23 protein-coding genes and 2 pseudogenes are annotated in these 25,012 nt (G+C 62.6%); 15 read left to right on the top strand and 10 right to left on the bottom strand.

Annotated features, from left to right (window positions below; translation table 11 throughout):
* Positions 1–467: pseudogene (locus tag ACV1FX_RS40240) on the bottom strand (hypothetical protein); the annotation flags it as partial.
* A gap of 391 nt (positions 468–858) precedes the next feature.
* Between ACV1FX_RS40240 and goxA the strand changes: the two are divergent.
* The 14 genes from goxA to ACV1FX_RS40170 all read left to right on the top strand — a co-directional run bounded on the left by goxA (position 859) and on the right by ACV1FX_RS40170 (position 15,297).
* Positions 859–2,823: a CTQ-dependent glycine oxidase GoxA gene (gene goxA / locus ACV1FX_RS40235; RefSeq protein ID WP_473123022.1), complete on the top strand. Its 1,965-nt coding sequence runs from the start codon at positions 859–861 to the stop codon at positions 2,821–2,823.
* 5 nt (positions 2,824–2,828) lie between these two features.
* Positions 2,829–3,935, top strand: a complete 1,107-nt coding sequence (locus ACV1FX_RS40230) for an NAD(P)/FAD-dependent oxidoreductase (protein WP_473123021.1) — start codon at positions 2,829–2,831, stop codon at positions 3,933–3,935.
* 196 nt (positions 3,936–4,131) lie between these two features.
* Positions 4,132–5,787 (top strand): IclR family transcriptional regulator domain-containing protein, encoded by a 1,656-nt coding sequence (locus ACV1FX_RS40225; RefSeq protein WP_473123020.1) that lies wholly within the window; start codon positions 4,132–4,134, stop codon positions 5,785–5,787.
* Positions 5,788–5,804: 17 nt separating this feature from the next.
* The gene (locus ACV1FX_RS40220; RefSeq protein ID WP_473123019.1) at positions 5,805–6,920 is read left to right on the top strand and encodes a mandelate racemase/muconate lactonizing enzyme family protein; all 1,116 of its coding nucleotides are present in this window, start codon (positions 5,805–5,807) and stop codon (positions 6,918–6,920) included.
* Positions 6,921–7,106: 186 nt separating this feature from the next.
* On the top strand, positions 7,107–8,132 hold the full coding sequence (locus ACV1FX_RS40215) for an NAD-dependent epimerase/dehydratase family protein (RefSeq protein ID WP_473123018.1): 1,026 nt from the start codon (positions 7,107–7,109) through the stop codon (positions 8,130–8,132).
* Between the two features lie 40 nt (positions 8,133–8,172).
* Entirely contained in the window at positions 8,173–8,901 is a 729-nt protein-coding gene (locus ACV1FX_RS40210; RefSeq protein WP_473123017.1) for an RraA family protein, read from the top strand.
* 4 nt (positions 8,902–8,905) lie between these two features.
* A complete protein-coding gene (locus ACV1FX_RS40205) occupies positions 8,906–9,379 on the top strand; it encodes a nuclear transport factor 2 family protein (RefSeq protein WP_473123016.1) in 474 nt (157 codons plus the stop codon).
* Positions 9,380–9,487: 108 nt separating this feature from the next.
* Positions 9,488–10,279: a shikimate dehydrogenase family protein gene (locus tag ACV1FX_RS40200; RefSeq protein ID WP_473123015.1), complete on the top strand. Its 792-nt coding sequence runs from the start codon at positions 9,488–9,490 to the stop codon at positions 10,277–10,279.
* A 253-nt stretch (positions 10,280–10,532) separates the two neighbouring features.
* Positions 10,533–11,306, top strand: coding sequence for a transporter substrate-binding domain-containing protein (locus tag ACV1FX_RS40195; protein ID WP_473123014.1), 774 nt, complete (start codon positions 10,533–10,535; stop codon positions 11,304–11,306).
* Positions 11,296–12,375 (top strand): Ldh family oxidoreductase, encoded by a 1,080-nt coding sequence (locus tag ACV1FX_RS40190; protein ID WP_473123013.1) that lies wholly within the window; start codon positions 11,296–11,298, stop codon positions 12,373–12,375. Before ACV1FX_RS40195 ends, ACV1FX_RS40190 begins: the two co-directional genes overlap by 11 nt.
* A gap of 26 nt (positions 12,376–12,401) precedes the next feature.
* Entirely contained in the window at positions 12,402–13,199 is a 798-nt protein-coding gene (locus tag ACV1FX_RS40185; protein ID WP_473123012.1) for a transporter substrate-binding domain-containing protein, read from the top strand.
* A 33-nt stretch (positions 13,200–13,232) separates the two neighbouring features.
* Entirely contained in the window at positions 13,233–13,916 is a 684-nt protein-coding gene (locus ACV1FX_RS40180) for an amino acid ABC transporter permease (protein ID WP_473123011.1), read from the top strand.
* A gap of 15 nt (positions 13,917–13,931) precedes the next feature.
* Complete coding sequence (locus tag ACV1FX_RS40175; RefSeq protein WP_473123010.1) at positions 13,932–14,579, top strand: amino acid ABC transporter permease; 648 nt, start codon at positions 13,932–13,934, stop codon at positions 14,577–14,579.
* Positions 14,563–15,297 carry an amino acid ABC transporter ATP-binding protein gene (locus tag ACV1FX_RS40170; RefSeq protein ID WP_473123009.1) on the top strand — a complete coding sequence of 245 codons (735 nt, stop codon included), beginning with the start codon at positions 14,563–14,565 and terminating at the stop codon, positions 15,295–15,297. Before ACV1FX_RS40175 ends, ACV1FX_RS40170 begins: the two co-directional genes overlap by 17 nt.
* Positions 15,298–15,384: 87 nt before the next feature.
* Here ACV1FX_RS40170 and ACV1FX_RS40165 read toward each other — a convergent pair whose 3' ends face one another.
* The 4 genes from ACV1FX_RS40165 to ACV1FX_RS40150 form a co-directional block, all read right to left on the bottom strand.
* Complete coding sequence (locus ACV1FX_RS40165; protein ID WP_473123008.1) at positions 15,385–16,545, bottom strand: alpha-hydroxy acid oxidase; 1,161 nt, start codon at positions 16,543–16,545, stop codon at positions 15,385–15,387.
* A 36-nt stretch (positions 16,546–16,581) separates the two neighbouring features.
* A complete protein-coding gene (locus ACV1FX_RS40160) occupies positions 16,582–17,514 on the bottom strand; it encodes a dihydrodipicolinate synthase family protein (RefSeq protein ID WP_473123007.1) in 933 nt (310 codons plus the stop codon).
* Positions 17,515–17,648: 134 nt separating this feature from the next.
* Entirely contained in the window at positions 17,649–19,064 is a 1,416-nt protein-coding gene (locus ACV1FX_RS40155; RefSeq protein WP_473123006.1) for an ABC transporter substrate-binding protein, read from the bottom strand.
* 125 nt (positions 19,065–19,189) lie between these two features.
* Positions 19,190–20,260: a LacI family DNA-binding transcriptional regulator gene (locus ACV1FX_RS40150; protein ID WP_473123023.1), complete on the bottom strand. Its 1,071-nt coding sequence runs from the start codon at positions 20,258–20,260 to the stop codon at positions 19,190–19,192.
* A 259-nt stretch (positions 20,261–20,519) separates the two neighbouring features.
* On the opposite strand from ACV1FX_RS40150, the gene ACV1FX_RS40145 reads away from it, so the two are divergent.
* Entirely contained in the window at positions 20,520–20,723 is a 204-nt protein-coding gene (locus tag ACV1FX_RS40145) for a hypothetical protein (RefSeq protein WP_473123005.1), read from the top strand.
* 50 nt (positions 20,724–20,773) lie between these two features.
* Here ACV1FX_RS40145 and ACV1FX_RS40140 read toward each other — a convergent pair.
* The 5 genes and pseudogenes from ACV1FX_RS40140 to ppa all read right to left on the bottom strand — a co-directional run.
* Positions 20,774–20,929: pseudogene (locus ACV1FX_RS40140) on the bottom strand (IS481 family transposase); the annotation flags it as partial.
* A 65-nt stretch (positions 20,930–20,994) separates the two neighbouring features.
* A complete protein-coding gene (locus ACV1FX_RS40135) occupies positions 20,995–21,825 on the bottom strand; it encodes an NAD-dependent epimerase/dehydratase family protein (RefSeq protein ID WP_473123004.1) in 831 nt (276 codons plus the stop codon).
* Between the two features lie 164 nt (positions 21,826–21,989).
* Positions 21,990–23,261, bottom strand: coding sequence for an MFS transporter (locus tag ACV1FX_RS40130; protein ID WP_473123003.1), 1,272 nt, complete (start codon positions 23,259–23,261; stop codon positions 21,990–21,992).
* A gap of 453 nt (positions 23,262–23,714) precedes the next feature.
* Positions 23,715–24,320, bottom strand: coding sequence for an adenylate kinase (locus tag ACV1FX_RS40125; protein WP_473123002.1), 606 nt, complete (start codon positions 24,318–24,320; stop codon positions 23,715–23,717).
* Between the two features lie 12 nt (positions 24,321–24,332).
* Entirely contained in the window at positions 24,333–24,872 is a 540-nt protein-coding gene (gene ppa, locus ACV1FX_RS40120; RefSeq protein ID WP_473123001.1) for an inorganic diphosphatase, read from the bottom strand.
* Positions 24,873–25,012 lie beyond the last annotated feature (140 nt).

Genomic DNA, 25,012 nt, shown 5'->3' with positions numbered 1-25,012 from the left:
CCCCCCCCCCCCCCCCCCCCCCCCCCCCCCCCCCCCCCCCCCCCCCCCCCCCCCCCCCCCCCCCCCCCCCCCCCCCCCCCCCCCCCCCCCCCCCCCCCCCCCCCCCCCCCCCCCCCCCCCCCCAAACAAAACACCCCACAGATGTGTATAAGAGACAGTTCCAGCGCGAAGGATTGGTGGTTCGCCTTGGTTCGAATGGTCACGAAAGCGGCGACGGTGTTGCCCTCGATCCTTGCTTCGACAAGTCCGTCCGAGCTCTTGCCGGTGATCTTGCCGCCCTGGCGATACTCGCTTTCGAACCAGTTGCCCGAAATCGTGGAGCCGTCCTGCTCGATCTGGGCGGACAGCAGCATCTTGTAGGCATCGCTGGCGCATTTCAGCTCGAAGTTCATGGATTTTTCGGACTTCTTGACCACGTAACTTGCCTTGCAGCGAATTCGCTCGCGGCCGCCCTCCGAGAGTTTCATGGAACCGTTCCCGGACCACATCCCGGCAAGACCATCGATCGTTGCGCTCGCATGCGACGACGCAAGCAGCAGACAGCCGAGGACGGCCGCTCCGATCTGCCGCCTGTAACAGCCAATTCGTATCAACGCTCTGTACTCCCTGCGCCATTTGGTTTTCGAGTCGGCTGGGTACTCCAAAAAATGCGTGTCCTAAAGATGTCCAATAGGTTGCGGCTGTTGGCGGGCGCGGACACGGGCAACATTCCGCAACAAGAAAGCCTGGGTGTGCGGCAGAAGGCACCGGAGGTTGCTTTCCTGGCGCGCCGCAACGCAAGACAACCACACGTTAAAGGTTTCTACCTAGTGATCGCTCTATGAATCTTCGTGGGTCACCAAGTGGAGACGTTCGCTCATGAAACGCCGTGACTTCCTGATCAGCGCGTCCGCCGTCGGTTTTGCAGCGCCTGCACTTTTCAGGGCAGCCGTGTTGCCGGCGCAGGCGCAAGCGCAGGCGCCGGCCGGTGCAGCCATCGTGCGCGCGGCGATTTTTCCGGCGATCGGCTTTTCGCGCGTCGGCAATGGCGACGAATGGTTCCTCGCGCCCGAAGTGCCGGGCCTGATGAACGAACCCGCAGGCGGTTTCAAGCAGGGACCGAGCCGCATCAAGAAGCAGGTCCAGCGCTTCCGCGTGTACGGCTATGACGACCAGGGACGCGTCGTGCGCGAGCTCGGCGAAGCCGACGGCCTGCGATGGACCGTGCATGTGGCGAACAGCAAGGCAGCCTGGTACGGCTACTCGAACGCGATGGACGGCGGCGACAATGCGCCGGGCATTCCCGGCGCGCTGCGTAATGCCGGCATCGAGCCGGCCCGCCGCGAGGACATGCTGGTCATCGACGCAGGTCCGGTCCGGATCGACGGCGCTTCGAAGAACGCCGATGGCCGTGACGCGGCCTATCGCATGGCCGGCAAGTTCTGGAAGACGATGCCGGTGACGCTCGGTCATCTCAGCACCGACGAAGCCGGGCGGCTGCTGGTGTTTCCTGCCGACGGCATCTCCAATTCCGCCCTGCCGCAGAATCCGGTGCGCGACTTCACCAACAATGACGGATGGCATGACGACTGGTGTGACGGCTGGGTGAAGGCCAGCGTCCGGATCGGCGGCACGGACATGGCTTGCGAGCCGGCCTGGGTCGTCTGCTGCGGTCCGAAATTCGCACCGCAGATCGAGCCGATCGTCAGCCTCTACGACGCGGCACGCGAAGCGATGATCGCGTCCGGGCACATGAAGCCGGTGTCGGCCGCGGTGTCGTTTCGCCGGGATGTGCTTCCGATCCTGCGGCGCTCCGGCATGATGCAATGGATCGTGCAGGCGTCCTATCTCAGCAAGGCCTGGACCGATCTCGACGATCTGTCAGATCCCGTTGTCGTCCAGTCGCTGGCGGACCCCGCGGAGAAAGCGCGTCCCGCGCGCGAAAAGGTTCTGGCCGCGTTCCGCAAGCCCGGCGGCGAAGACCGGCGCTCCGACGCGCTGCCTCCCATGCTCGGAGATGGCGTCAATTTCCCGGGAAGCCCGACCGGCTGGCTCACGCTGACGCGGACCCAGTACGAGATCCTGAGCCGCTGGGCCAAAGGCGAATTCACCGACGACCTCAACGACGCGGCCGCCAACGCGGTCGAGAAGCTCGACGACATGCCGTTGCCGCTTCGCCCCGAGGCGCTCACGCGTGCGGCACTGGACGCCTGCTCGGGGGGCGCATTCCATCCGGGCGTCGAGATCACATGGCCGATCCGCCATGCCGAGCTGTATCGGTCCACGACGGAAACGCCACTTCCCTTCCGCATCGCGATCTCCACGCGAAAGAGCCTCGTGCAGGATGTCGGATTGCAGCTCAATCCGCAGAACGTGTTCTCCGGTCATCCCGATCGCAAGGATGATGGCGCGCCCGTGGGGCCGCAGGCGCCGGGCGATCTCACGCGATGGATGGGCGTTCCCTGGCAGGGCGATGCATTCAGCTGCCAGTCCGTGCTGACGGCCGACGGCTTCCCGACGCCGGTCTGGTGGCCTGCGCTGCTTCCCGTCGACGTCCTGCCGGAAGGTTTCTACCAGCAGATGATGCGCGCGGACCTCTCGGCGGAGGAGCGGCTGCGCTTCTATCACGCGCGGGTGGCGTGGTCGCGCGGCGCGGCCGGCATCGGTCTGCATGTCGAAGCCAGCTACACCGACGGATTGCGCAGGATGATCGAGCTGTGGACGCAGATGGGCGTCGTCGTGCGCCGCGCCGGCCCCAAGGACGTGCCGGGCATTCCCAAGGATGTCTTCGTCGAAGTGCAGCGCGGCACACTGGATCTTTCCAAGATCAAAGACCGTACCTGAAACGCATGCATCAGGTCGTGATTCTGGGCGCGGGAATGGCAGGGATGGCCTGCGCCCGCACCCTGTCGCGCCGGGGATGCCGTCCGCTTCTCATTGCGCCCGGTCACGACGTCGCCAATCGCGGCGAAACGCTTTCATTTCGGGCGTCTCCCCATCTCGAGAGTCTCGGCTGGCTTGGTCTACTCGACGCCGAGACCGCAATCGCGTGCCAGGGGCGCTATTCGGTGTGGGGCAGCGCCACATTGCGGCGGGATGCGTTTCACCAGGAGCGAGCGTCGGGCTGGCATATCGACCGGCAACGGCTTGAGACCCGCATGGCCCAGACGCTCGACGCCGACGGCGTCGCGCGCCGGTGCGCCGAGGCCCGCCGGCTCTCACGGGCGCAGGACCGCATCATTGTCGATCTTGCCGACGGCTCTGCGATCGAGACCGAGTTCGTTGTCGATTGCTCCGGCCGCGCCTCGGTGACGTCAGGCGGCGCAACGCCGCTTCGGCGCCTGGACAAGCTCGTAGCCTGCTATGGCATTTTCGAGCTCGAGCCGGACGTCGAAGCCATGCCGGCGACGCTTGTCGAGGCCGTGGCGGCGGGATGGTGGTACATGTCCATGCTGCCAGGTGGCCGCGTCCTCCTCTGCTTCTTCACGGATACGGACCTGCTTCCGGCGGGCCTGCGCCAGGATGTGACTTCGTGGGCCGATTTGGTTTCGCACACCGAGGCAATCTCTGCACGCGTGACGAGCCTGGGCATCGATGTGGCTGCGTGCGCGCAGCTTGAGTTCGCGCCGGCGAGCACCACCACCATGTCAGGGATGATCGACCATCGCATTGTCCGCGCAGGCGATGCCGCGAGCGCGCTCGATCCGCTGGGAGCCAATGGTCTTGCCACTGCGCTATGGAGCGGCATCCAGGCTGCCGAGAGCGTGGCTGGCGCGCTTACGGGGGATCCAACGGCATCCCGCCGCTACGAGCGGCAGTTTCTGGAGGGGATCGCATCCTATCTGGCTACGCAGCGCGCGATGTATGCATCCGAACATCGCTTTGCCGACGCTCCCTTCTGGCAGCGACGCAACGATGCTTCGCTGAAGAACATCTCGCCTGCAGCCGAGGCGTAACCAACGGCCATCCTTAGGCCGGCACCTGCCGCTGGCCGTGCTCACTCTTGAACCATGCGCGTCCTTCGACAAATGCTGCGGTGCAATAAACGCTGGAACCACAGAATCTCAGAATGTGGGCATTTTGGCCGTTTGGCGCTGCGTCGCACCTATAGGTGAGCTGGATGGTCTCATCCATTGAAATTAAGATCGGCCCATGCCCGAGCATGATGCCGAGTGGTCACCGGATCTGATCCACCCCAAGAACGTCGCCGGAACGGCGCTCCTGGGCAAGGCTTGTGACATCCTCGAACTGATCGGCAGATCTCCAGGCTCACTGGATCAGACGGCCCTCGCCGAGCAGACGGGCATTCCCAGGGCGACGCTCTACCGCATCATTGCCGCGCTGATCTCGCGCGGCCTGATCCGGGGCGATACGCGCACGCAAAACTACACGCTCGGTTTCAATTTTCTCGATCTTGCGCAGAACGCGTGGTCGTCATCAGACTTGGCATCCATCGCATCCTCGGAGTTGCGACGACTGCGCGACCTGACGGGAGAGACCGCCTATCTCGCGGTCCAGGAAGGCAGTCATGTTCTGTCCCTGGGCCGCTTCGAGAGCGCCCATTCCGAACGATCGAATGCAAGGCTCGGTGCGCTGAAGCCGATGCATTGCACCAGCCAGGGCAAGGCCATACTGGCCCATCTCTCGGAGGCCCAGGTCGACCTTACGCTGCGCGCTGGACTGCCCAGGTTCACGGACAAGACGATCTGCGATTCCGAACAATTAAAGGCTCATCTCTCCATCGTCCGCGCGCGCGGCTATGCGATCGATGACGAGGAGATCATCCTCGGCACCCGCTGCGTGGGCACGGCGATCCTCGACCCCGCCGGCAAGCCGCTGGCCGCCATCAGCGTGGCAGGCCCAACCTTCCGCATCACCGCCGAGCGTGCCGAGCAATTGGGACAGGAACTCGTCGATGTCGCCAAGCGGATTTCCGAGCTGCTCGCGCCAGCCATCAAGAGTGCCCGGCAGCATGATGCCGGCGACTACACGGTATGGTCGAAGACCGCGGCCTTCGTCGGCGCTGCGCCCCGTTGGGATAAGCGCAGTGAGACACTGGTCTATGCCGACTTGCTGGCGCCGGCCATCAGGGCGGAAGGCAAGAGCCAATACACGATCGCGCTCCAGGAACTCTCGGAGAGCATCAATTCTCTGTGCCTCGTCGAGGACGGCATTGCTGTTTCCGTCGGCAATGACGTCATCGTCGACAATCTGTCCGGCATCCGCGAGCGCATCGAGGGCAAGCCGGGTCTTTCGCTCAAGGTCCTGCGCGCATCCCCGCAAGGTGAAGTATGGGCCGCCGCGTTCGACGCGGAAGCCAATCTGAGCAGGATCGGTCCGTGGCGCAGGCAATCGGGCCTCAAGTCCGTATTCGAACTGCAGGGCCGGGTGAGCGACATCGTCTTCGCGGGCGACACCGGGCTGTTCGCGACGCTGCCGATGCGACAGTGCGTCTACCTTCTGGAGCTGACGACGGGCCGAAAGCGCAGATTTGCCGACATTCCCAAGGTCGCCGGCGCCCCCTGCGCATTGGCCGTGGACGGAAATTCCAGTGCATGGGTCGGTCTGTCCGACGGCTGGAGCGTCGTCAAACTCAACGACAGCGGCGAGATCGAACGAACCATCGCGCTGCCGGTTCCGAGTCCAACCGGCATCACATTTGGCGGCGCCTCGATGTCCGAGCTCTTCGTCACCAGCGCGCGTACCGGGCTGTCGCGAGAAAGCCTCGCCAATGCGCCGCTGTCCGGCCAGCTATTGTCGATCGACGTCGGCGAACGCGGCTCGGCAGACCCAATCGCAAAGCTATAAAGCTATAGAGGAAGACCATGTCAGCTGCCGGCGACAATCGCTTCGTGCCGAAGATCGTCTCGCTCAAGACCTTTCCGGTGCGGATTCCGTTCGTCGACGGCGGATCTGGCACGGGCGGCACACCGTCCCGATGGCACACGCTCGATATGGTCCTCATCCGCGTCGAGGACGAGGCCGGGAACGTGGGCTGGGGCGAAGCCTTTGCCTATTTCTGCCTGGATGCGGTGAAGGCCGCCGTCGATCACATGATCGCGCCCTTGGTGACGATGGCGAGCATCGACGACATCGCGGCGTGGAATCTGGACGTCCAAAAGCGGCTCCATCTCTTCGGCCGCTACGGGATCACCGTCTTCGCGCTCTCCGGCGTCGACATCGCGCTGTGGGACCTGAAGGCGAAAAGATTGGGGATGCCGCTCTGGCGACTGCTGGGAGCGAATGCTCCTTCGCAGCGCCCGGCCTATGCAAGCCTCGTTCGCTATGGCGACAGGGACCTCGTGGCAGCGCAATGCGAGCGCGCCCTCGCACTCGGCTATCGACATATCAAGCTGCATGAGATCGCGCCCGACGTCATCAGGCGCGCTCGCGACGTCATCGGGCCCGACATTCCCCTCATGGTCGACGCCAATTGCGCCTGGACGGTGCAGGAGGCCGCGGCACTGCGCGAAACCTTCAGGAGCTGCAATGTTCTCTGGGTAGAGGAGCCGGTCTTTCCGCCCGACGACTACCAGAGCATGGCCGAGATCGAGAAGCTCGGCATCGCCATCAGCGCGGGCGAGAACGCCAGCACTGCCTTCGATTTCCGGCGGATCATCGCTTCGGTGACCTATCCGCAACCGAGCATGACCAAGGTCGGCGGCGTCTCCGAGTTCGCGCAGATCATTGCCGCATGCGAACGCAGCGGCAAGATTGCGATGCCGCACACGCCCTATTTCGGGCCCGGCTATTTCGCGACCTTGGCAATGCTGCCTCTCATGTCCCAGAGCACGTTGATCGAATTCCTGTTCGTCGAGCCGGAAGCATGGATTGCCGCGACGCCGACGCCGCAGAACGGCACCCTCGGCGCGTCGAACGGCGTTGGTCTTGCGTTCGAGCCTGACCTTGACGTCATCGAGCGTTACGCCGTTCGAACATGATCCCACGATGTGAGACGTTTTCCGGTCATCCCGGCTGACGCACCTTCCTCCCGCAGCAATGAAAGCTATGGTGTGGACCGTGAGGCAGAGAAGATCGCGCGATACGATCTCTCTGCGAAACAAGTCATTCCGCCAGTTGCGATCACGCAGCACAAATCACGGCGGGAGACGCTGCAGGGTGGAAGCATGGAGATATTTGTATCCGGTGCAACCGGCAGAGTGGGCGGTGTGCTGTCGTCTGCGCTGAAGGCCCGCGGGCACAATATTCGCACCATCACCATTCCCGGCGACCCGCACCGCGCTGCCGCTGAAGCCGCCGGCATCGAATGCCACACCGGCAATCTCGCCAACTTCGAAGAGGTCGCTCACGTCATGGACGGCATCGATGCCGTCTTTCACATGGCCGCGGTGATATCGTTCCAGCCGACGGCGCGCGATCTCCTCTGGGACGTCAACGTTGTCGGAACCTACAACGTCCTGCGCGCCGCAGCCCTGGAGTCGCAGAGGCGTTACGTCCGCATGGTCTTTGCATCCAGCGACCAGGTCTATCCGACGCGGTTCGCTCGGTATCGGCCGACCGACGAAAACCATCCCAAGGAACCCTACACGTTCTACGGCCTGAGCAAGGTGTTGGGCGAGGACATGGTCAAGTTCTACCACCGCACCGAAAAATCGCTCGACATTAGCACGGCCATCTTCTCTCACACCGAGGCGGCCAGGGAGCTCATCGACCCCAATGGCGAGTATTCGGGCCCCGCGTTTTACGTCAACAGCCGCGTCCGCAGCCTCAAGGCGAGCAGCACCCACCACGCCGGCGCCACGTCCAGCAGCGAGCTCGCCCGGATTCTTGCCGTGCTCGAACCGCTGGTGAGCCCGGATGAGCCATTACTGCTCGCAATGGACGCAAACGGCGTCCCACATACCCAGGAGCTGGTCGACGCACGCGACATCGTCGAGGGCCTGCTCCTGATCTTCGACAAGCCCGAGGCGATCGGCGAAACCTTCAACCTGGCGCCGACCAGCCCCGTCAGCCTCGGTGAGTTCATTCCCTACCTTGCCAGGAAAACCGGCCGCCGGATCGTCGAAGCGAAGATACCGGTCGAGCTCGGAAGAACGCACGGCAACGGCGCCAAGGCACGCGCCATCCTCGGTTACGTGCCACGCTATTCGATGTTCGACATGGTCGACGAGGCCGTCGCCGCCGCTGCCTGACCCCGATCTCAGACTGACCTGAAGAGAGAGACTCAAAACGATGGCTTCGATTTCGACGCAGACCCTGAACAAACTGAAATCCTGCTCGACAGCGACACTCACCACGCAGCTGTTCAAGCGCAATTACCGCCAGCAATTCCTCGTCGGCGTGAAGCCGCTCAATCCGGATGCAGGATCATTTGCGGGTGAAGCATTCACCCTGCGCTTCATTCCGTCGCGCGAAGACAAGGATTGGGACCTGGCCGATCTGCGCAAGCGTGGCGAAGACAACATCCAGTGGGAAGCCATCGAAGCGATTGCCGCGGGCCAGGTTCTGGTGATCGACAGCCGCAACGATCCCCGCGCGGCCTCCGCAGGCAACATGCTGATGACCCGCATGATGCGCAAGGGCGTCGCCGCCGCCATCACGGACGGAGCTTTCCGCGACGGAACGGAGATCTCCAAGATGCCGTTCCCCGCATACTGCACGGCCAATACAGCCTCGACGCGTCCCGCCTACCATCGCGCCGTCGACATGCAACTGCCGATCGGCTGCGCTGACGTCGCAGTTTATCCCGGCGACATCATCGTCGGCGACAGCGACGGCGTCGTCGTGGTGCCGCGTTCGGTCGCCGACGAACTCGCCAACGATTCCTATGAGCAGGAGCTGCGCGAAAAGTTCCTTTTCACCAAGATCGATGCGGGCGCGCCGCTTTGGGGAACTTATCCTCCGAACGAAGCGACGCTGAAGGAATACGCCGAGTGGCGCGCCCGTCAGGCAGCGGAGTAACGTCATGACGACCTCAACCAAAGCCCAACAGGCCGAAGCGCTCATTCGTCGCTACTTCGATGCGTGCAACGACGCCGATCATCAGGCCCTGCTCGACTGTTTCACGAGCGACGCCATCCATTACTTCCCACCCGGTTTGCCGGGTGCACCCTGGCGCGGAGCCAAGGCGATCGCGGACGGCTGGGTGTGGTGCGTCAAGACGCTCGGCTCGCGCTGGACGATCGAAAAAGTGCTCGCAAGCGAGAACGGCCGTGAGGCGGTGATCGAGTGGACACATTGGAAGACCGCCGTCGGCGAGGTATTGCGCGGCGACGAGTGGTATATCTTCAACGAAGACATCACCCGCATCGCGGAGATCCGCGCCTACTACGCCTCGCCCGTCAACAAGGCCGAGCCGATCAACAAATTGCACGACTTCGACTACGAGGCGAGGGGCTATGCCATGGCCCCGCCTTCGCCCGCACCGAAGATTCCCTAGACAACGCTCTCGCGATGCCCGCGGCGCGCAGCGTTTGCGCGCGGAGGGCATTGCGGGAAGCACGTGGTGCACGCTGCGCGCCGAAAGCCAATTTGAGGATCCGCAACAATGCCTTTGACGGGAAAGACACGCGTCCACGCACTGATCGGCTCACCCATCGCGCAGGTTCTTGCCCCGGGTTGGCTGACCGAACGGATGCAGAAGGCCGACTACGACGGCGTGCTCGTCCCGCTGCATATCCAAAAGGGCAATCTCGACTCGGCGCTTCCTGTGCTGAAGGCGATGCCCAACCTCGACAGCATTCTCATTACCCTGCCGCACAAGTTCGGCGCGGTTGCTCACTGCGACCGGCTATCCGAGCGCGCCAGGGTGCTCGGCGCCATCAATGCCATGCGCCGCGAGCAGGATGGCCGCTGGTTTGGCGACAATTTTGATGGCGCGGGCTTGACGGCGGGTCTGAAGAAGGCGGGACACACGATCAGCGGCAAGAGCGTGTTCATGGTGGGCGCCGGTGGTGCCGGCTCGTCAATCGGCGTCTCGATGCTGGAGGAAGGCGCCCGCCATCTGACCTTCCACGACATCAACGCTACCAATCAGGACGCGCTGTTCGACAAGCTCAACTCCGCGTACCCGGGCAAGGTCTCGGTCGCAACGACCGTTCCGCCGGACTGCGACATCGTCGTCAACGCCACCTCGGCGGGTTTGCGGGACAGTGATCCTCTCCCGCTCGATGCCAGCCAGCTCGCGCCACACATGGTCGTTGCGGATGTCGTCACCGACCCGGTGCCGACGCGGCTGCTCGCGGAGGCCATGAAGATCGGCTGCGCCACCCGCGACGGCACCCACATGCTGGACGGTCAGATCGAGCTGTTGCTCTCCTTCATGCTCGGCAGGGATTGACGGGACAGAGACTGCTTGTCGCACGCCGCGCGCTCTGATCGCGCCAACGCGGCGCACCACTGCCGGCCGCGATGCGGCAACGGCGACGGCCGGCAGGACCAGTCCCACGAAGTGAGACAGCAGACCTCAAAAACCAAAGATGCGCTTCTCCTCGATGGGAGCGCTCGATAACGTCAAGCAACAAGAACACCAAAAACAAGTCGCCGGGGAGGACGAATTGCGAGCATTCGCTGGAATCATCACGCCTATTGCAATGAGCGCAATTGCCGCGTGCGTTTGCCTGACGGCGGCGCCGTGCAGAGCCGATCTGCTCGCTGACATCAAGGCACGAGGCACGATCCGCATCTCGATCGATCCGGCAGCGCCGCCCTACTCCATCGTCGACGAGACGGGTCAATACGCGGGATCCGAGGTCGATATCGCCAAAAAGCTCGCAAAGGACTGGGCGGTTCAGGTGGAGCTGGTGCCGACGACAGCCGCGAACCGCATTCCCTATCTCATCTCCGGTCGTTCCGACATCGTGATCTCGACACTCTCGATCACCGACGAGCGCAAGAAGGTCATCGACTTCTCGAGGCCGTATAGCGCCATCCAGGTTGTCGTCGGTGCGCCGAAGGCGGACAATGTCTCGAAGCTCGAGGATCTCGTTGGCAAGCGCATTGCCGTGACGCGAGGTACCACCAACGATGCCGAGATCACGAATGCGGCGTTGCCCGGCACCGATATCGTGCGCTTCGAGGACGACGCGACCTCGATCACTGCCCTTCTGAGCGGTCAGGCAAACTGCTACGCGACGGCGCCTGCCCTGCTCACGATCGTGAATATGAAGAACCCGGGCCTCGCCCTTGTACCGAAAATCGTGCTCAAGACGAACGTCACCGGTATTGGCTTCAAGAAAGGCGAAGCGGCGCTCGAAGCCAAGCTCAATGAATGGATCGAGGCCAGCCTCCGTGATGGAAGCCTGAACAGCACTTTCAAGAGCTATTTCAGCATTGATCTCCCGCCCGAGGTGACCAATGCCAAGTGACCCCAGGGAAGTTCAGGCCGCGCCCGATCGCTACGACGTTCAGTCAGTCCGCTCTCTCCTCGAGAAGCTCTTTCTCGCCGCGGACATGAATCGCGCGATGGCGCGAGACGTGACGGAATGCCTGCTCGCCGCGGACATGATCGGGCATGCCACGCACGGCCTTGCCATAGCGCCGTGGTATCTGAATGAGATCCGCGCCGGCGCGATGAAAGTCCAGGGCAACTTCGACATCATCTCCGATCGCGGCGCTTGCGTCGCCTGGCAGGGCCGACGCCTGCCGGGCGCATGGCTGATCAATCGCGCAATCGATTGCGCGCTTGAACGCATCGAGAAATTCGGTGTCGTGACCGTCACGATCGCGGAGGGACACCATACCGGCGCGCTTGCGACCTATCTGCCGCGCCTCACCGACAAGAAACTGATGGTCATCCTGGCCTGTTCGGGCCCGACAGCCGTCGGTGTTGCGCCGTACGGCGGGACCCGCTCGATGTTCACGCCGAACCCGCTATCCGCGGGACTGCCGACGCGTGACGCCCCGATCCTGCTGGACATCAGCTGCTCGATCACGACCAACAATCGCTCGACACAGCTCGCGAAGGCCGGAATGCGCTATCCCGGCGAGTGGGCGATCGATGCGGAGGGACGGCCCTCCAATGACCCACAAGTGGTTGTGAGCGGTGGCGGCTCGGTACTGCCCGTCGGTGGTCTCGACCATGGGCACAAGGGTTACGCGATGGCGCTTCTGGTAGAGGCGCTCACGCAAGGTCTCAGCGGCGTCGGCCGCAAGGACGCCCTATCCGGTATCATCATGAATACTTTTCTGCAGGTCATCGATCCGACCGCCTTCGGCGGATCGGCGCACTACCTCGATGAAATGACCTGGCTGACGGACGCGTGCCACGCCAACCCTCCTCGGCCGGATGTCGACAAGGTTCGCGTTCCCGGAGACCAGGCCCGCGCGCGCCTGCAAGACGCGCAGAAATTCGGAGTACCTCTGGATCGAACGATCGTGAGCGCGCTAACGCCCTATCTCGCCGCCATCGGCGAGGTATTTCCATCAGCCATTTGATCGTCACTGTCGATCCGGAGGATTGAATGAAACAGCTCGTGAAGCTTATCGCGGCCACCGCGATTTCGTTCGCCGCCATGAACCAGGTGGCATCCGCCGACGCGCTGGAAAAGATCAAGTCGGCCGGCGTCATTCGCATCGCGATCGATCTGAGTGTGCCGCCCTGGTCGTTCAAGGACGAGAACCTGAATCCCACCGGCTCGGAAGTTGAAGCTGCCAAACTTCTCGCATCCGACCTCGGCGTCAAGATGGAGATCGTTTCGACGAACGGCGCAAATCGCATCCCCTTCCTGCTGTCCAACCGCGCCGACGCCATCATGTCCGCCCTGTCGATCACCGACGAGCGGAAGAAGCTGATTGAATTCTCGCTGCCCTATGCCGGCGCGACAACCTACGTCGCGGCACCGAAGAGCATGAACATCAAGGCCTTCAGCGACCTGTCGGGAAAGCGCATCGCGGTAACCCGCGGCACGACTAACGACGCCGACCTGACCGCAGCGGCCCCGCGCGATGCGGATATCATCCGTTTCGAGGATGAAGCGACGACGATGACCGCGGTGGTCTCCAACCAGGTCGACCTCGTCGCTCAGGTTCCGACCCTGGTCGACCTCATCAACAAGAAGAATCCTGCCAAAGACCTCGAACCCAAGCTTCCACTTCGCACCGCGCTCATGGGTGTCGGCATGCGCAAGGAGGACACCGAGCTGAAGCAATGGGTCGACGCGTGGGTGAAGAAGAATGTCGCCAACGGAAAGCTGCAGGAGGCCTTCAAGAAGTTTCAGGGCACCGACCTGCCCAAAGAGGTCATCGCGGCATCTCAGTGATGTCGCGTATCACGGTGGAGCAAGCGAAGTGCCATGACATATCAGTTTGATTTCGGAGCAGTGCTGGCAGAGTGGCCCCTCCTGCTCGAGGGTGCCTGGACGACGTTGCGTCTCACCTTCTTTTCCACCGTGTTCGGCATTCTGATCGGCGCGTTCTGCGCGGTGGTTCGCAGCGGAGGACCGCCCTGGGCGCGGACCATCGTTTCGCTCTACGTCGAGTTCATCCGTAATACGCCGCTGCTCGTCCAGTCATATTTCCTGATCTTCGGCATTGCGAGCCTCGGCATTCGTCTGCCGATCCTGGTCGGCGCGACCATCGCCCTGACCGTGAATATCGGCGCGTACACGACCGAGATCGTCCGGGCAGGCATCGAATCGATCCATCGCGGCCAGCTCGAAGCGGCAAGCTGTCTCGGCCTGTCGCGGACCCAGACCTATCTGCACGTGATCATCCGACCGGCGCTCGAGCGGGTCTACCCCGCCCTCGCCAGCCAATACGTTCTGTTGATGCTTGCCTCGAGCATCGTGTCATCGGTGGGCGTGGAGGAACTGTTCGGCATGTCCAACCGGATCCAGAGCGAAACCTTCCGCAACTTCGAAATCTTCGTCGTGCTCGGCGTCATCTACCTGCTGCTTGCCGTGCTCGTGCGGGCCGGCTTCAAGCTGCTGGGACTTACGATGTTTCCGCGTCGGCGCAAGCTCGGCACTCCTCTTTGAGCATCGGAAACGCAAATGAACAGCGTTTACATCATCTCGTTGCTGAAGGGACTTTGGGGGACCATCGTACTCAGCGTCCTGACCTTCCTGTTTGGCGGCCTGATCGGCTTCTTCATCGGCCTCGCCCGCGTTTCATCAAGTCGGGTGATTTCACGCGGGGCGGCGACCTATATCGAGATCATGCAGGGCCTGCCGCTGCTCGTCCTGATGGGCCTCTGCTTTTACGGACCGAGTATCCTCGGTTACGATTCGCTTTCCCCCCTCGTGGCCGCAACCTTTGCGCTCACGCTCTATAGCAGCGCCTATCTCGGCGAGATCTGGCGGGGGTGCATCGAGGCGGTGGCGAAGCCGCAATGGGAGGCAGCCGAATGCCTCGGCCTCACCCGTTGGCAGCGCATGAGGGCCGTGATCCTGCCGCAGGCGCTGCGCATCGCCATCCCGCCGACGGTCGGCTTCATGGTTCAGATCGTCAAGAACACGTCGGTCGCTTCGCTCGTCGTCGGTTATGCCGAACTCTCCTACAATGCCAAGATCATCAACAACGCGACGTTCCAGCCATTCCTCTACTTCGGAATCGCCGCGCTGATGTATTTCGCCGTCTGCTATCCGCTTTCAGTCCAGAGCAGAGCCCTCGAAAGGAAGCTCAATGTCGCCAATCGTTGAACTCAAGGACGTCAAGAAGAGCTTTGGCAATCTCGAGGTCCTCAAGGGCGTCACGTTCGATGTGAGCAAGGGCCAGGTTGCCGCGATCATCGGACAGAGCGGCTCGGGAAAGAGCACCGCGCTGCGCTGCATGGATCACCTGGAGACGATCCAGGGCGGATCGATGGTGATCTGCGGGCACCGGCTCCACGATACCAATGTGGACCTGAAGGCGCTGCGGCGCGACGTCGGAATCGTGTTTCAGAGCTACAACCTCTTTCCGCATCTGACCGTCGCGCAGAACGTCATGCTCGCTCCACGCCTGGTCAAAGGCATCAAGCAAAAAGAAGCTCGCGAAATCGCCGACTCCGTCATCTCCAAGGTCGGACTTCGCGACAAGATGGACTTCTATCCGGAGCAGCTCTCGGGCGGTCAGCAACAGCGCGTGGCCATTGCCCGGAGCCTTGCGATGGAGCCCAAGCTGATGCTGTTCGATGAGGTCACCTCAGCGCTCGACCCGCAACTGACCGGCGAGGTGCTGCGCGTCATGGAGCAGCTTGCGGCCGACGGCATGACCATGATCCTGGTGACCCACGAAATGGCCTTTGCCCGCAAGGTGGCGGACCGGGTGATCTACATGCGCAACGGCAAGGTCCATGAAATGGGATCTTCGGACATCCTGCGCACGCCCGGAACTCCCGAGCTTGCCGCGTTTGTCTCTGAATCGGCAGAACACTAGCTCAGCGCGGGACGAGCCCACCGCTCATCGCTTTCGCGCGCTCCCTCCCGGCTCAACCGGCGCAACACGCCGGTTGGGCCCGCAGCGTCATGCCGGCACGTCGTCTCGGAAGCGCAGCAGTTCGTCGCGCCGATCGGCGATGCCACCAAGGTGACAAAGACCCATCTGCGCCATCTGGACGTCCATCTCCGTGACCATGAGCTGGATCACCTGCGCAACTCCACGCTCGCCATCCGCGGCGAGCCCATAGGCATAGGTGCGGCCGAGCAGCACACCGCGCGCACCTAGCGCGAGGGCCTTGAGAATGTCGGAGCCACGGCGGACACCGCCGTCCATCAGCACTTCGATCCTCGCCCCGACGGCCTCCACGATGCGCGGCAGCGCCGCAATGGTCGAAGACGCGCTGTCGAGCTGGCGTCCCCCGTGGTTGGAGACGACGATGGCATCGGCACCGACGCGGACAGCCTCGGCTGCATCGATCGCGTTCAGGATACCCTTCAGGACGAGCTTGCCCGGCCAAAGCCTGCGGATCCAGGCGATATCGTCCCAGGTCATCGACGCATCGATATGCGCGGCGAGCCGCGCCGCCTGCTCGAGCGCGTTGCTGCCATACTCCGGAAGATCGGCCAGATTGCCGATCTGCGGGATTCCCCGGCGAAGGATGCGCGCGCACCACATCGGCTTGCGCGCCAGCGCGAGGGCGAGACGCGGGGTGACCCTGGTCAGGCTTCGAAAGCCGTTGCGTACATCCTTTTCGCGCAGACCGCCTACGGGCGTATCGACGGTCACGCACAACACCTCGACGTCCGCGGCAATCGCAATCTCGATCATCCGTCGCGCGAGATCGCGATCCTTGAGCACGTAGAGCTGGAACCAGAGCGGGCCATCGGTCGCGGCTCGCAACTCGGCGAGAGAGGAGATGGCGAAGCTCGACAGGCAATAGGGGATGCCGACGGCATGGGCGGCCCGCGCAGCCTTGATCTCGCCCCGCTCGGAGAACAGCCCCGAGAAACCGACCGGCCCGAGCGCAAACGGCAACGGCCGCGAACGGCCGAGATACTCGGCCCCGAGGTCGCGCCGCGAAACGTCGATCAGCACACGTTGCTGCAGTTCGATGCGCCGGAAATCCGCGACGTTGCGGCGGGCGGTCTCCTCGCTGAAGGCCGCGCCGTCGATATATTCGAAAAACACCTTCGGCAGCCGCCTTGCGGCCATCGCCCTCACGTCATCAAGGTTTGCAACGGTCACGTTCGCGCTCTCTTTGGACAGTGGCGGCGACGATGCTCAGCGCGTCGCCGCAATCCTGGCGCGGAAGCTCGCCTGCCCCTGCATGATCTTGTCGAGCAACGCATCGAGCGCCCAGAAGCGCTCGTGGATGTCGAAGTCGACGGCCCGGCTCCTGATGCAGGAGAACGTACCGAGCCGCTGGTGATACAGTTTCGCCAGCTTGGGATAGCCCATCGGCTCGGCCATCGCGGCGAGCGCGAGATAGACGGAAAGATCGTCCGCCAGCGCCGGATCAGTGGAATGGCGTGTCATGAGCCACTTGTAGAGATCCGGGTGAAAGTTCGTGAACACGCCAGTGAAACCTCGCGAGCCGGCCTTCATCGCATCGAAGGCGATCGCCGCGTTGGCGTTCACGATGGAAAGTTTTGAGTTCTTCGTCAGCGCCACCCGGCGTTGCACAGTGGCGAGATCGCAGGATACGTCCTTGAGAATCACGAACCGTCCGCTCTCGGCGCAGAATTTCAGCTCCTCGTCGGACAGAAGCCGACGGAACGGCGCGGGGCATTCGTAGAGGCCGAGCGGCAAATCGGCCGGCAGGCGATCGAGCAGCCAGCGCAAACGATCGATGAAGGCGTCGCTGCCCTCGTTCTTTGGATCGAGGCGGTTCGTCACCAATACCAGGCCGTCAACGCCGGTGGCGGCGATCGAGGTGAGCTCGGTCAACTGATCTTCGCGGGATTCGCTGATATGGCCGGATGCGATGACAGGCAGCCTGCCTGCCGCCTTTCGCGCGACGAAACGCGCCAGCTCAACGCGCTCATCGAGGCTTAGAAACTGCATCTCGCTCGACTGGGCCACGGCGAACAGCGTATCGGCGCCGTTCGCTACGTACCACTCGATGAGGTTTTCGAGCCCCTGAAAGTCGATGACATCCGCTTTGGTGAACGGTGTCAGCATCACGGGAATGATGCCCTGGATTGATACGGTCACGGGCCAGCTCCTAAAACGGCGGAATTACGTAACGAGGCCGACGTTGCGCGCGTCGATGGCGAAGGTCAACGGAATCGGCTCACGATCCGCTGGTCCCCCGACGGGCCACGAGTCCATCGGGGGTTTTTCTCATGTCAGTCGTTGACGAGCTTTTTGATACGATCGATCATCTCGTCGACGGCCTGTTCGGCCGGCACCTTGTCGAGCACCACCCGGATCATCGCCTTCGCCCAGACGTTCTCGTTGTTGACGCTCGTGAACTTGTAGTTCCGGCTCATCTCGTAACCGCCGACGCCGGCAGCAAACTGATCGCGCAGCACCTTGCGATGGCTGTCCGTGTCCCAGAATGAAGACTTCTGAGCAGCGGACTTCACCGGGAACCAGCGTCCGAGCGCGCCTTCCACATAAGGCTGCAGATTTTCATCCTGCAGCAGGAACTGCACGAACTCCTTCGCGCGCGCCTTGTTCTTGGCCTGCTGGAAGATCACACCGACCACGACCGAGCTTCGCGTGCGCATCGGCGTGCCGTCCGGCTTGCTCGGCCAGGCGACCGTACGGATCCGCTCGTCGTAGTTCTTCTTGGCTTCATCCCTCTGCTCGGCGGTCAGCGTCGTATTGGTGGAATCGTCCAGCCACTTGCCCGGGATCGAGATAGTCGGGTTGAACGTCATCACCGTCGTCTTGTTGTGGAAGGCGACGTTGTTGTCGGCATCCTTCCAGCTCGTCGCCGACGAGGGTACGCATCCCTTGTTGTAGAGTTCGACATAGTCCTTCAGCGCGGCGACGAGACCCGCCTTCACCTTGGGATCGTCGAGCTTGAGTTGGCCGTTCTCGTCGACCATCACGACGTTATAGGCCTCGGTGAAGGTCAGATACCCGATGAAGCTGTCGGTGCTGTCGACCCCCATCGGCAGACCGATGCCGTACACACGCTTGCCGCTGGCTTTCCGCACCGCCGGCTGCGCCTTGTCGCACCAGAAGGACCAGAAGCCCTTCCAATCCTTCGGGATGTCACTTTCCTTGAGGTCCGCCTGCTCCAGCATGTCCTTCCAGTAGTGAAGGTGCAGCGTCGCCTGCTTGACCGGAAACGCGTAATAGCCCTTGGTCTTGGTCTGCTCGTTGGACAGCATGACCGTGTCGAGCGCACTTCTGTCGAACTGATCCTTCATCGGCGTGAGGACGGAGCTCACATCCTCAAGCTTGCCTTCCGAGGCCCACTTGCCGACGCTCTGAAAGTTGAACGTGTCGGCGTAGGCCACATCAGGCACCACACCGGAATCGAGCGCGGCCACGGTCTTCGGAATCATGTCCTGCGTCGCGTACTGTGACAGGTCGACCTTGACGCCGGTCTTGGCCTCATACTTGCGGATCGCTTCGAGCAGCGCATCCTCTTCGGCCTTGTAGAAGCTCTTGTTCCACCAGACGACGAGTTTTTCCTCGGCGGTTGCCGGGCCGGTCGCTCCGATCACGCTCAAAAACAGCGATGCCAGCACCGAACAGCTTCGGGCCCGCCGCAAAAATGCATTCCGCACTGGTTTCCTCCTGTCCATCACGGCGGGTCGTCCCGCCGTTCTTGCTTTTAGCCAAAATCGCCGTTATGTAAGCGCTTACATACTCTTTGTCAAGCGCGACCCGTACCCTGCATTACTTGAAATAAAACAGAAGCTTACCTGGACTAGCGCATGCCCGCGGTGGTGATCTGCGGGGACTTGCCGGCGCTGTCGCGGATTTTCAGGACCGGAGCAATCTCCTGAGACTGAATGTGCTCCTGTTTGCCCGCAATCACTGCGAGGAGCTCGTTGGCTGCCAACATGCCGATCCGCTGGTTATCCACTTTCATGGTCGTCAGCCTGGGCACAAAGCGCGACGAAATCGCCAGATCATCGAAGCCGGTAATCGAAAAATCTCGTGGCGCCTCGAGCCCGCATTCCCCGGCCGCCATCAACGCGCCGAGCGCGATGTTGTCATTGCCGCAGATGATCGCGGTGGGGCGCGCCTCGCTCGCCTGCCCCATCAATCTTGCAAAACTTGCCGCACCGAATTCCAGCGTCGAGGATCCGATCATGAGATCCTGCGCGCGGATTTCCAGACCGGCCGCCGTGAGCGCCTCACTGATTCCACGGAGCCTTTCCTTGACGCGGTCATTGTTGGCTTCGGGCTGGAAGATAGCGGCAAATCGACGATGCCCGAGGGACAGCAGGTAGTTCGTGAGCCGATCGAACGCGGCACGATTATCGAAGCCGATGCACGGATGAGGTGACGACTTGTTGTAGGAGTAGGTCACGACATAGGGGATGCGCCTCGAGCGAAGCGCGTCGAACAGCTCGGCTGGATGATTTTCACCGACCACGGCCAGGGCCTCCACGCCGCGCGCGAGCATCGCTTCCGCCTGCCTCAACCCCTCCTGCGGATCGTAGTTCGAGCAGCCGAGGAACAGCGCAAACCCGCGTGCGCTGAAAACGGCCTGCATGCCGGCGACCTGATGAGCGAAGATTTCATCATCCAGGGTCGGTATGATGGCGCCGGCAATATGTGTCCGACTGGAAGCAAGCGCCCGTCCGGCCGCATTCGGAATCCAGTTCAGGGCGCGCGCCGCCTCTTTCACCCGCTCTCTGACCGATTCGGACACCTTCTCGGGTTCGTTGAAGGCGCGCGATACGGTGGCGGTCGACACATTGGCCTTTCGCGCGACCTCCTCAAGCTTGACGCGACCGCTTCCTCCGCGCGCTCGTTTTGCAGCGGCCATTCCGGCCGCGTCGGTCGTCTCTCTCTTGGTCAATGCTTCGCCATCTTATTACCAAGACCGCCGCGGACGCGGAATTCGACGCCAGGATCGTGGTGCACCATTCCGCGGCTGGGCCGAATGCCATCGCTGGTCCCTCCATACGCGAAGAAATCGTCCGGAGCCAGCCACAGGCGGTCTTGACGGGGCACGATCCCGAACGTGCGCCTCGTACCCCGATAAAGGTACCTTGCCCCCGGAATCAGGTCCGAGCGGACAAGAGGTGGCGGGCGAGAAATGCGACCCCACGCGCGGCGCCATCGGCGCTGACCCGATGGGTAGCGAACGCGTCGCCGACGAATTCGAGGCGCGAGGCCTGGCCGTGAGCGAGCAGATCAGCCTGCAGCCGTACGCTTTCCGCGTAGGGCACCACCTCGTCGCGCTGACCGTGCCACATGAAAAGCGGCCGCGAACCGATCTCGCGTAGGCGGTTCGTCACCTCGTAATCGGCAAGGCACTCCAGGCGTCGATCGTGCTCTAGGTGTGGAGCCTCAAGAGGTTGTCCTTGGTCAAACCGAGCCTGCTGATCGGCGTTTGAGAGTCTATACCACCGTGGGGTCTATGCCAGTTGTATTGATGCAGCCAGATCGGCAGCTCCTGGGCGCGCTGATCTGAGGTCGGATAGGCCTTGGCGACGCGCAGAATCATGCTCGTCTCCCGAAAACTCGCGCATTCGGCATTCGCATTGTTGTCGTTTCTCACCACTCGGAAAGTCGGCTTGGAGAGCCGACGAACTCGCCGTCGACGAACGAACCACCCTGCGCGAATTCACCGGGCCTCAGGACGGCGTCCATGGCGGGGTACGGATCTTTCTCGATGATCGCTGCCGCGTAGTCTTCCGCCCGGTCGAGTGGCCTGTAACCGAGCACGTCGGCCCCGGCGCCATCATAGAAGGAACGCGCATTGTCCGAGACACCATAGACCACCGCGTATCTCAGATCGGGCTTCCGCACGCCAATGGCCACGAGCTGCGCGAAATCGCGTGGGCTCAGCCAAATCGAGAGCCGGCGTCGATCAATCGGTTGCGGTTCGGCCGAGCCGATCCGGATGCACAGGACGCGAAGGCCATACTTGGCCGCGAAGAACGCGCCTAGCAGTTCGCCGAATGCCTTGGTGACGCCATAGCGGCTATCCGGGCGCATGGGCGCGTCGGCGCTCAGCCGGCGATTGCGGGGGTACATGCCGACCACATGATTGCTGCTGGCATAGATGACACGCTCGACGCCCGTCGCACGTGCCGCCTCGAACACTTCAATGCAGCCCTCGATATTGCCGGCGACCTGGTCTTTCCATGGAGCATCCGTGGTGCAACCGGCCAGGTGCAACACGGCGTCGCAGCCCGACATGGCTGCGCGCAATCCATCCTGATCGGCGAGATCGCACACGACCTGCTCGTCCTCGCCGGGTTCGCTGAACTTGCTGCGATCGAGCAGACGAAGCTTCAGTCCGGCGCGCCGCAGATGGGGGATCGTCATCCTCGCAACGCTGCCCGCCCCGCCCGTTATCAGCAGCCGATTTCCCGCGCTCATTTCGCTATCTCCTTCTGCACGCCCTCAAGCCTCCGACGAGATGCGGACGGCGTCCATGCGTGCCTCACCCTCGGCAAGCTCGACGATCTCTTGCAATCTTCGTCCTTCATGCTGGACGTTGGGCGGCTCCCATCGCGCTGGCGAAGGGAGCCGCCTGGTTCTGCTCACGCAGAGGCAAGGCCTAGGCGTGCTGTCGTCGAGCGACGCTCACCGATGACGACCGCGACGACAAGGAACGCAGCGATGTCAAACACCGAGAGGAGGACGAACAACGGCTCATACCCGAACACGCCGGAAAGTTGCCCGAGAAGCAAGGAGAACAGCGTGCCTCCGATCCAGCCGGCCATGCCGCACATTCCCGTCGCCGCAGCGATATCGCGCTTCTCGAACACGTCCGTGCCAAGAGCGTAAAGGAGGCTGGACAGCATTCCGTGCGCAAACGCACCGAGAGAGAACAGCATGATTGCCCCGATCGGACCGTGCACGAGCCCAAGGAGTCCCGGGCCGATCATGCAGGACGCGCCGATGCCGATGACTGCAATACGGGAATTGATGCGCGTCATGCCGAACACCTTGACGAGCAGCGGCGCCAGGTATCCGCCGAGGATGCAGCCGAGATCGGAACCGAGGAACGGCAGCCATGCGAACAAGGCGAACTGCTTGATATCCATCCCCCGGGCCGTGATCATATAGAGCGGAATCCAGAAGCTGAAGGTTTGCCAGGCCGGCTCGGTCAAGAATCGCGCCACCGCGATGGCCCAGAACTGGCGCTTCACCAGAACCTCGCGGAACGAGGGCTTGGCCGGCACCGTGGTGTCCTGTCCTGCCAGGATGTACTCACGCTCCTGCTCGCCGAGACGGCCATGCTGCTCCGGATCGCGATACAGGAAGAACCACAGCAGCCCGTAAGCAGCCGCCAGCGATCCGCTCACCAGGAACGCGACTTGCCAACTCCAGGTGAGGGACAGCCAGATCACGAGTGGCGGCGCGAGCGCGCCGCCGATCGAACTACCGGTCGTAACCCAGCCGGCAGCGACCGATCGCTCCTTTGCCGGAAACCACGTGCCGAAGGTCTTCACAGCGGAGGGAATGGCCGCGGCTTCGGAAAATCCGAGCAGCGCCCGAAAGAATGCCAGCGACAGCCAACCACCGGCCAATGCATGAAGAGCGCAAGCTGCGCCCCAGGCGACGGAGAAAATTGAAAATCCCCGGCGGAGGCCGATGTAGTCGATGATGTAGCCCGCGAGAGGCTGCATGAGCGCGTAGCAGAGACCGAACGTTGCAACGATGTAGGAGTATTGCTGGGTCGTGAAATTCAGATCCTTCTGAAGCGTCGGGGCGAGGACGCCGAGGATATTTCGATCGATATAATTGATCACCGTGCCGACTGCGACCAGTGCCAGCATGTACCAGCGTAGACCGTGCAACGCCTTCATGTTCCCTCTCCATGGATGACCTCTTTGGGCCATCCGTTCTCTTGATGTGCAGAAGCCTTCGCGGACGTCCGGGTGCGGATCGGCGGGCTCGTTAAGCCACAGAAGCGGAATTGATGGCGTCGACGCCTGCGTCGCGTCTCTCCTCCGACATCTGTTTCTTTGAATGTGATGTTGCGACGACTGGTCCATGACCTCAAGTCGCGCCAAACGTCGCCGGCGACTGCAATCCCATAACGTGAGACTTATATCGGGAATTCCGACCGCGCCTGAACGCTCCATCTATGGGATGCGTCGACGGCGATAGCGGCGGCGTCAGCGACCTACGACACGCTGCGCATTTCAGAATATGTGCGGCCGCGACAACGGCCACGTCTTACAGTTGGGCATACCGGGCGCATGTTTTTCCGGATCCTCGTCGGCGCGATGCATTTGGCGGGTGTTCAATGCTCCGCCTTACTCAATCGTCGCCGAAGCCTTGCCGTCTAATCCCTCAACGGCATCGATTAGCGCAGCCGTTACGCGGTCGATAGGCAGCGAGGCGTCGATGGTTCTCAGCAGCCCCTTTGCGGCGTAGTAGTCGGTCAAGGGCCTGGTCTGGTTGGCGTAGGCCGTCAGGCGCACGCTGAGCGCTTCCTGATTGTCGTCGGCTCGCACCGCCTCGCCGCTTTCGCGGGCCTGCATGGCGCGGCCGAGGATCCGGTCGAGCAGATGCTGCTCGTCAACCTTGAGCTCGAGCACGCAGTTCAGCTCGTGCACATCGAGCACATCGTCGAGACTTTGCGCCTGGGCCACCGTGCGCGGAAATCCGTCCAGGATGAATCCGCGCGCCGCATCCGGCCGCGCGATCCGGTCCGCGATCAGCCCGACCACCAATCGATCCGGCACCAGTTCGCCACGCTGCATGATCTCGGCCGCCTGTCGGCCGATCGCGTTTCCCTCCGATACGGCGGCGCGCAGCATGTCGCCGGTCGACAGCTGCGGGATCGCGAGAATTTGCGACAGCTTGTAGGCCTGCGTTCCCTTGCCGGCACCGGGTGGTCCCAACAGCACGAGTCTCATCTTGGTTCTCCGTCAAACAGATTTTGCGCGCACGGCACGCGCGACCGCCGCCTCGATCAATGTGCGCGCCTCGTCGACGTGCCCCCAGCCGGCGAGCCGCGACCATTTACCGGGCTCGAGATCCTTGTAGTGCAGGAAGAAATGCTCGATCTGCTTGCAGGTGATTTCGGGCAGATCGGTATAGGTCTGTACATGTTGATAGCGTTGCGTCAGTCGCGACGACGGCACCGCAATGATCTTTTCGTCGCCGCCGCCATCATCCTCCATCTTCAACACGCCGATCGGCCGCACGTTCATCACGGCGCCTGGAATGATCGGACGGGTGTTGGCGATCAGCACGTCGATCGGGTCACCGTCGTCGGACAGCGTGTGCGGCACGAAGCCGTAATTGCCGGGATAGCGCATCGGCGTGTAGAGGAAGCGGTCGACGAACAACGTGCCCGACGCCTTGTCCATCTCGTATTTGATCGGCTCACCGCCGAGCGGCACCTCAATGACGACATTGACGTCGTCGGGAGGATGACGACCGATCGCGACCGCGTCGATATCCATGTGCTCGCCTATCTCTTGTTCTGTCGGTTCTTGACGAGATCGTCGACCACGGCGGGATCGGCGAGCGTCGAGGTGTCCCCCAGGCTGCCCGGCTCGTCCTCGGCGATCTTGCGCAGGATGCGGCGCATGATCTTGCCGGA

The organism is Bradyrhizobium ingae (genome assembly GCF_055791185.1).
Note: the sequence above shows the minus strand (reverse complement) of the source record. Positions and strands in the feature narration are given on the sequence as shown.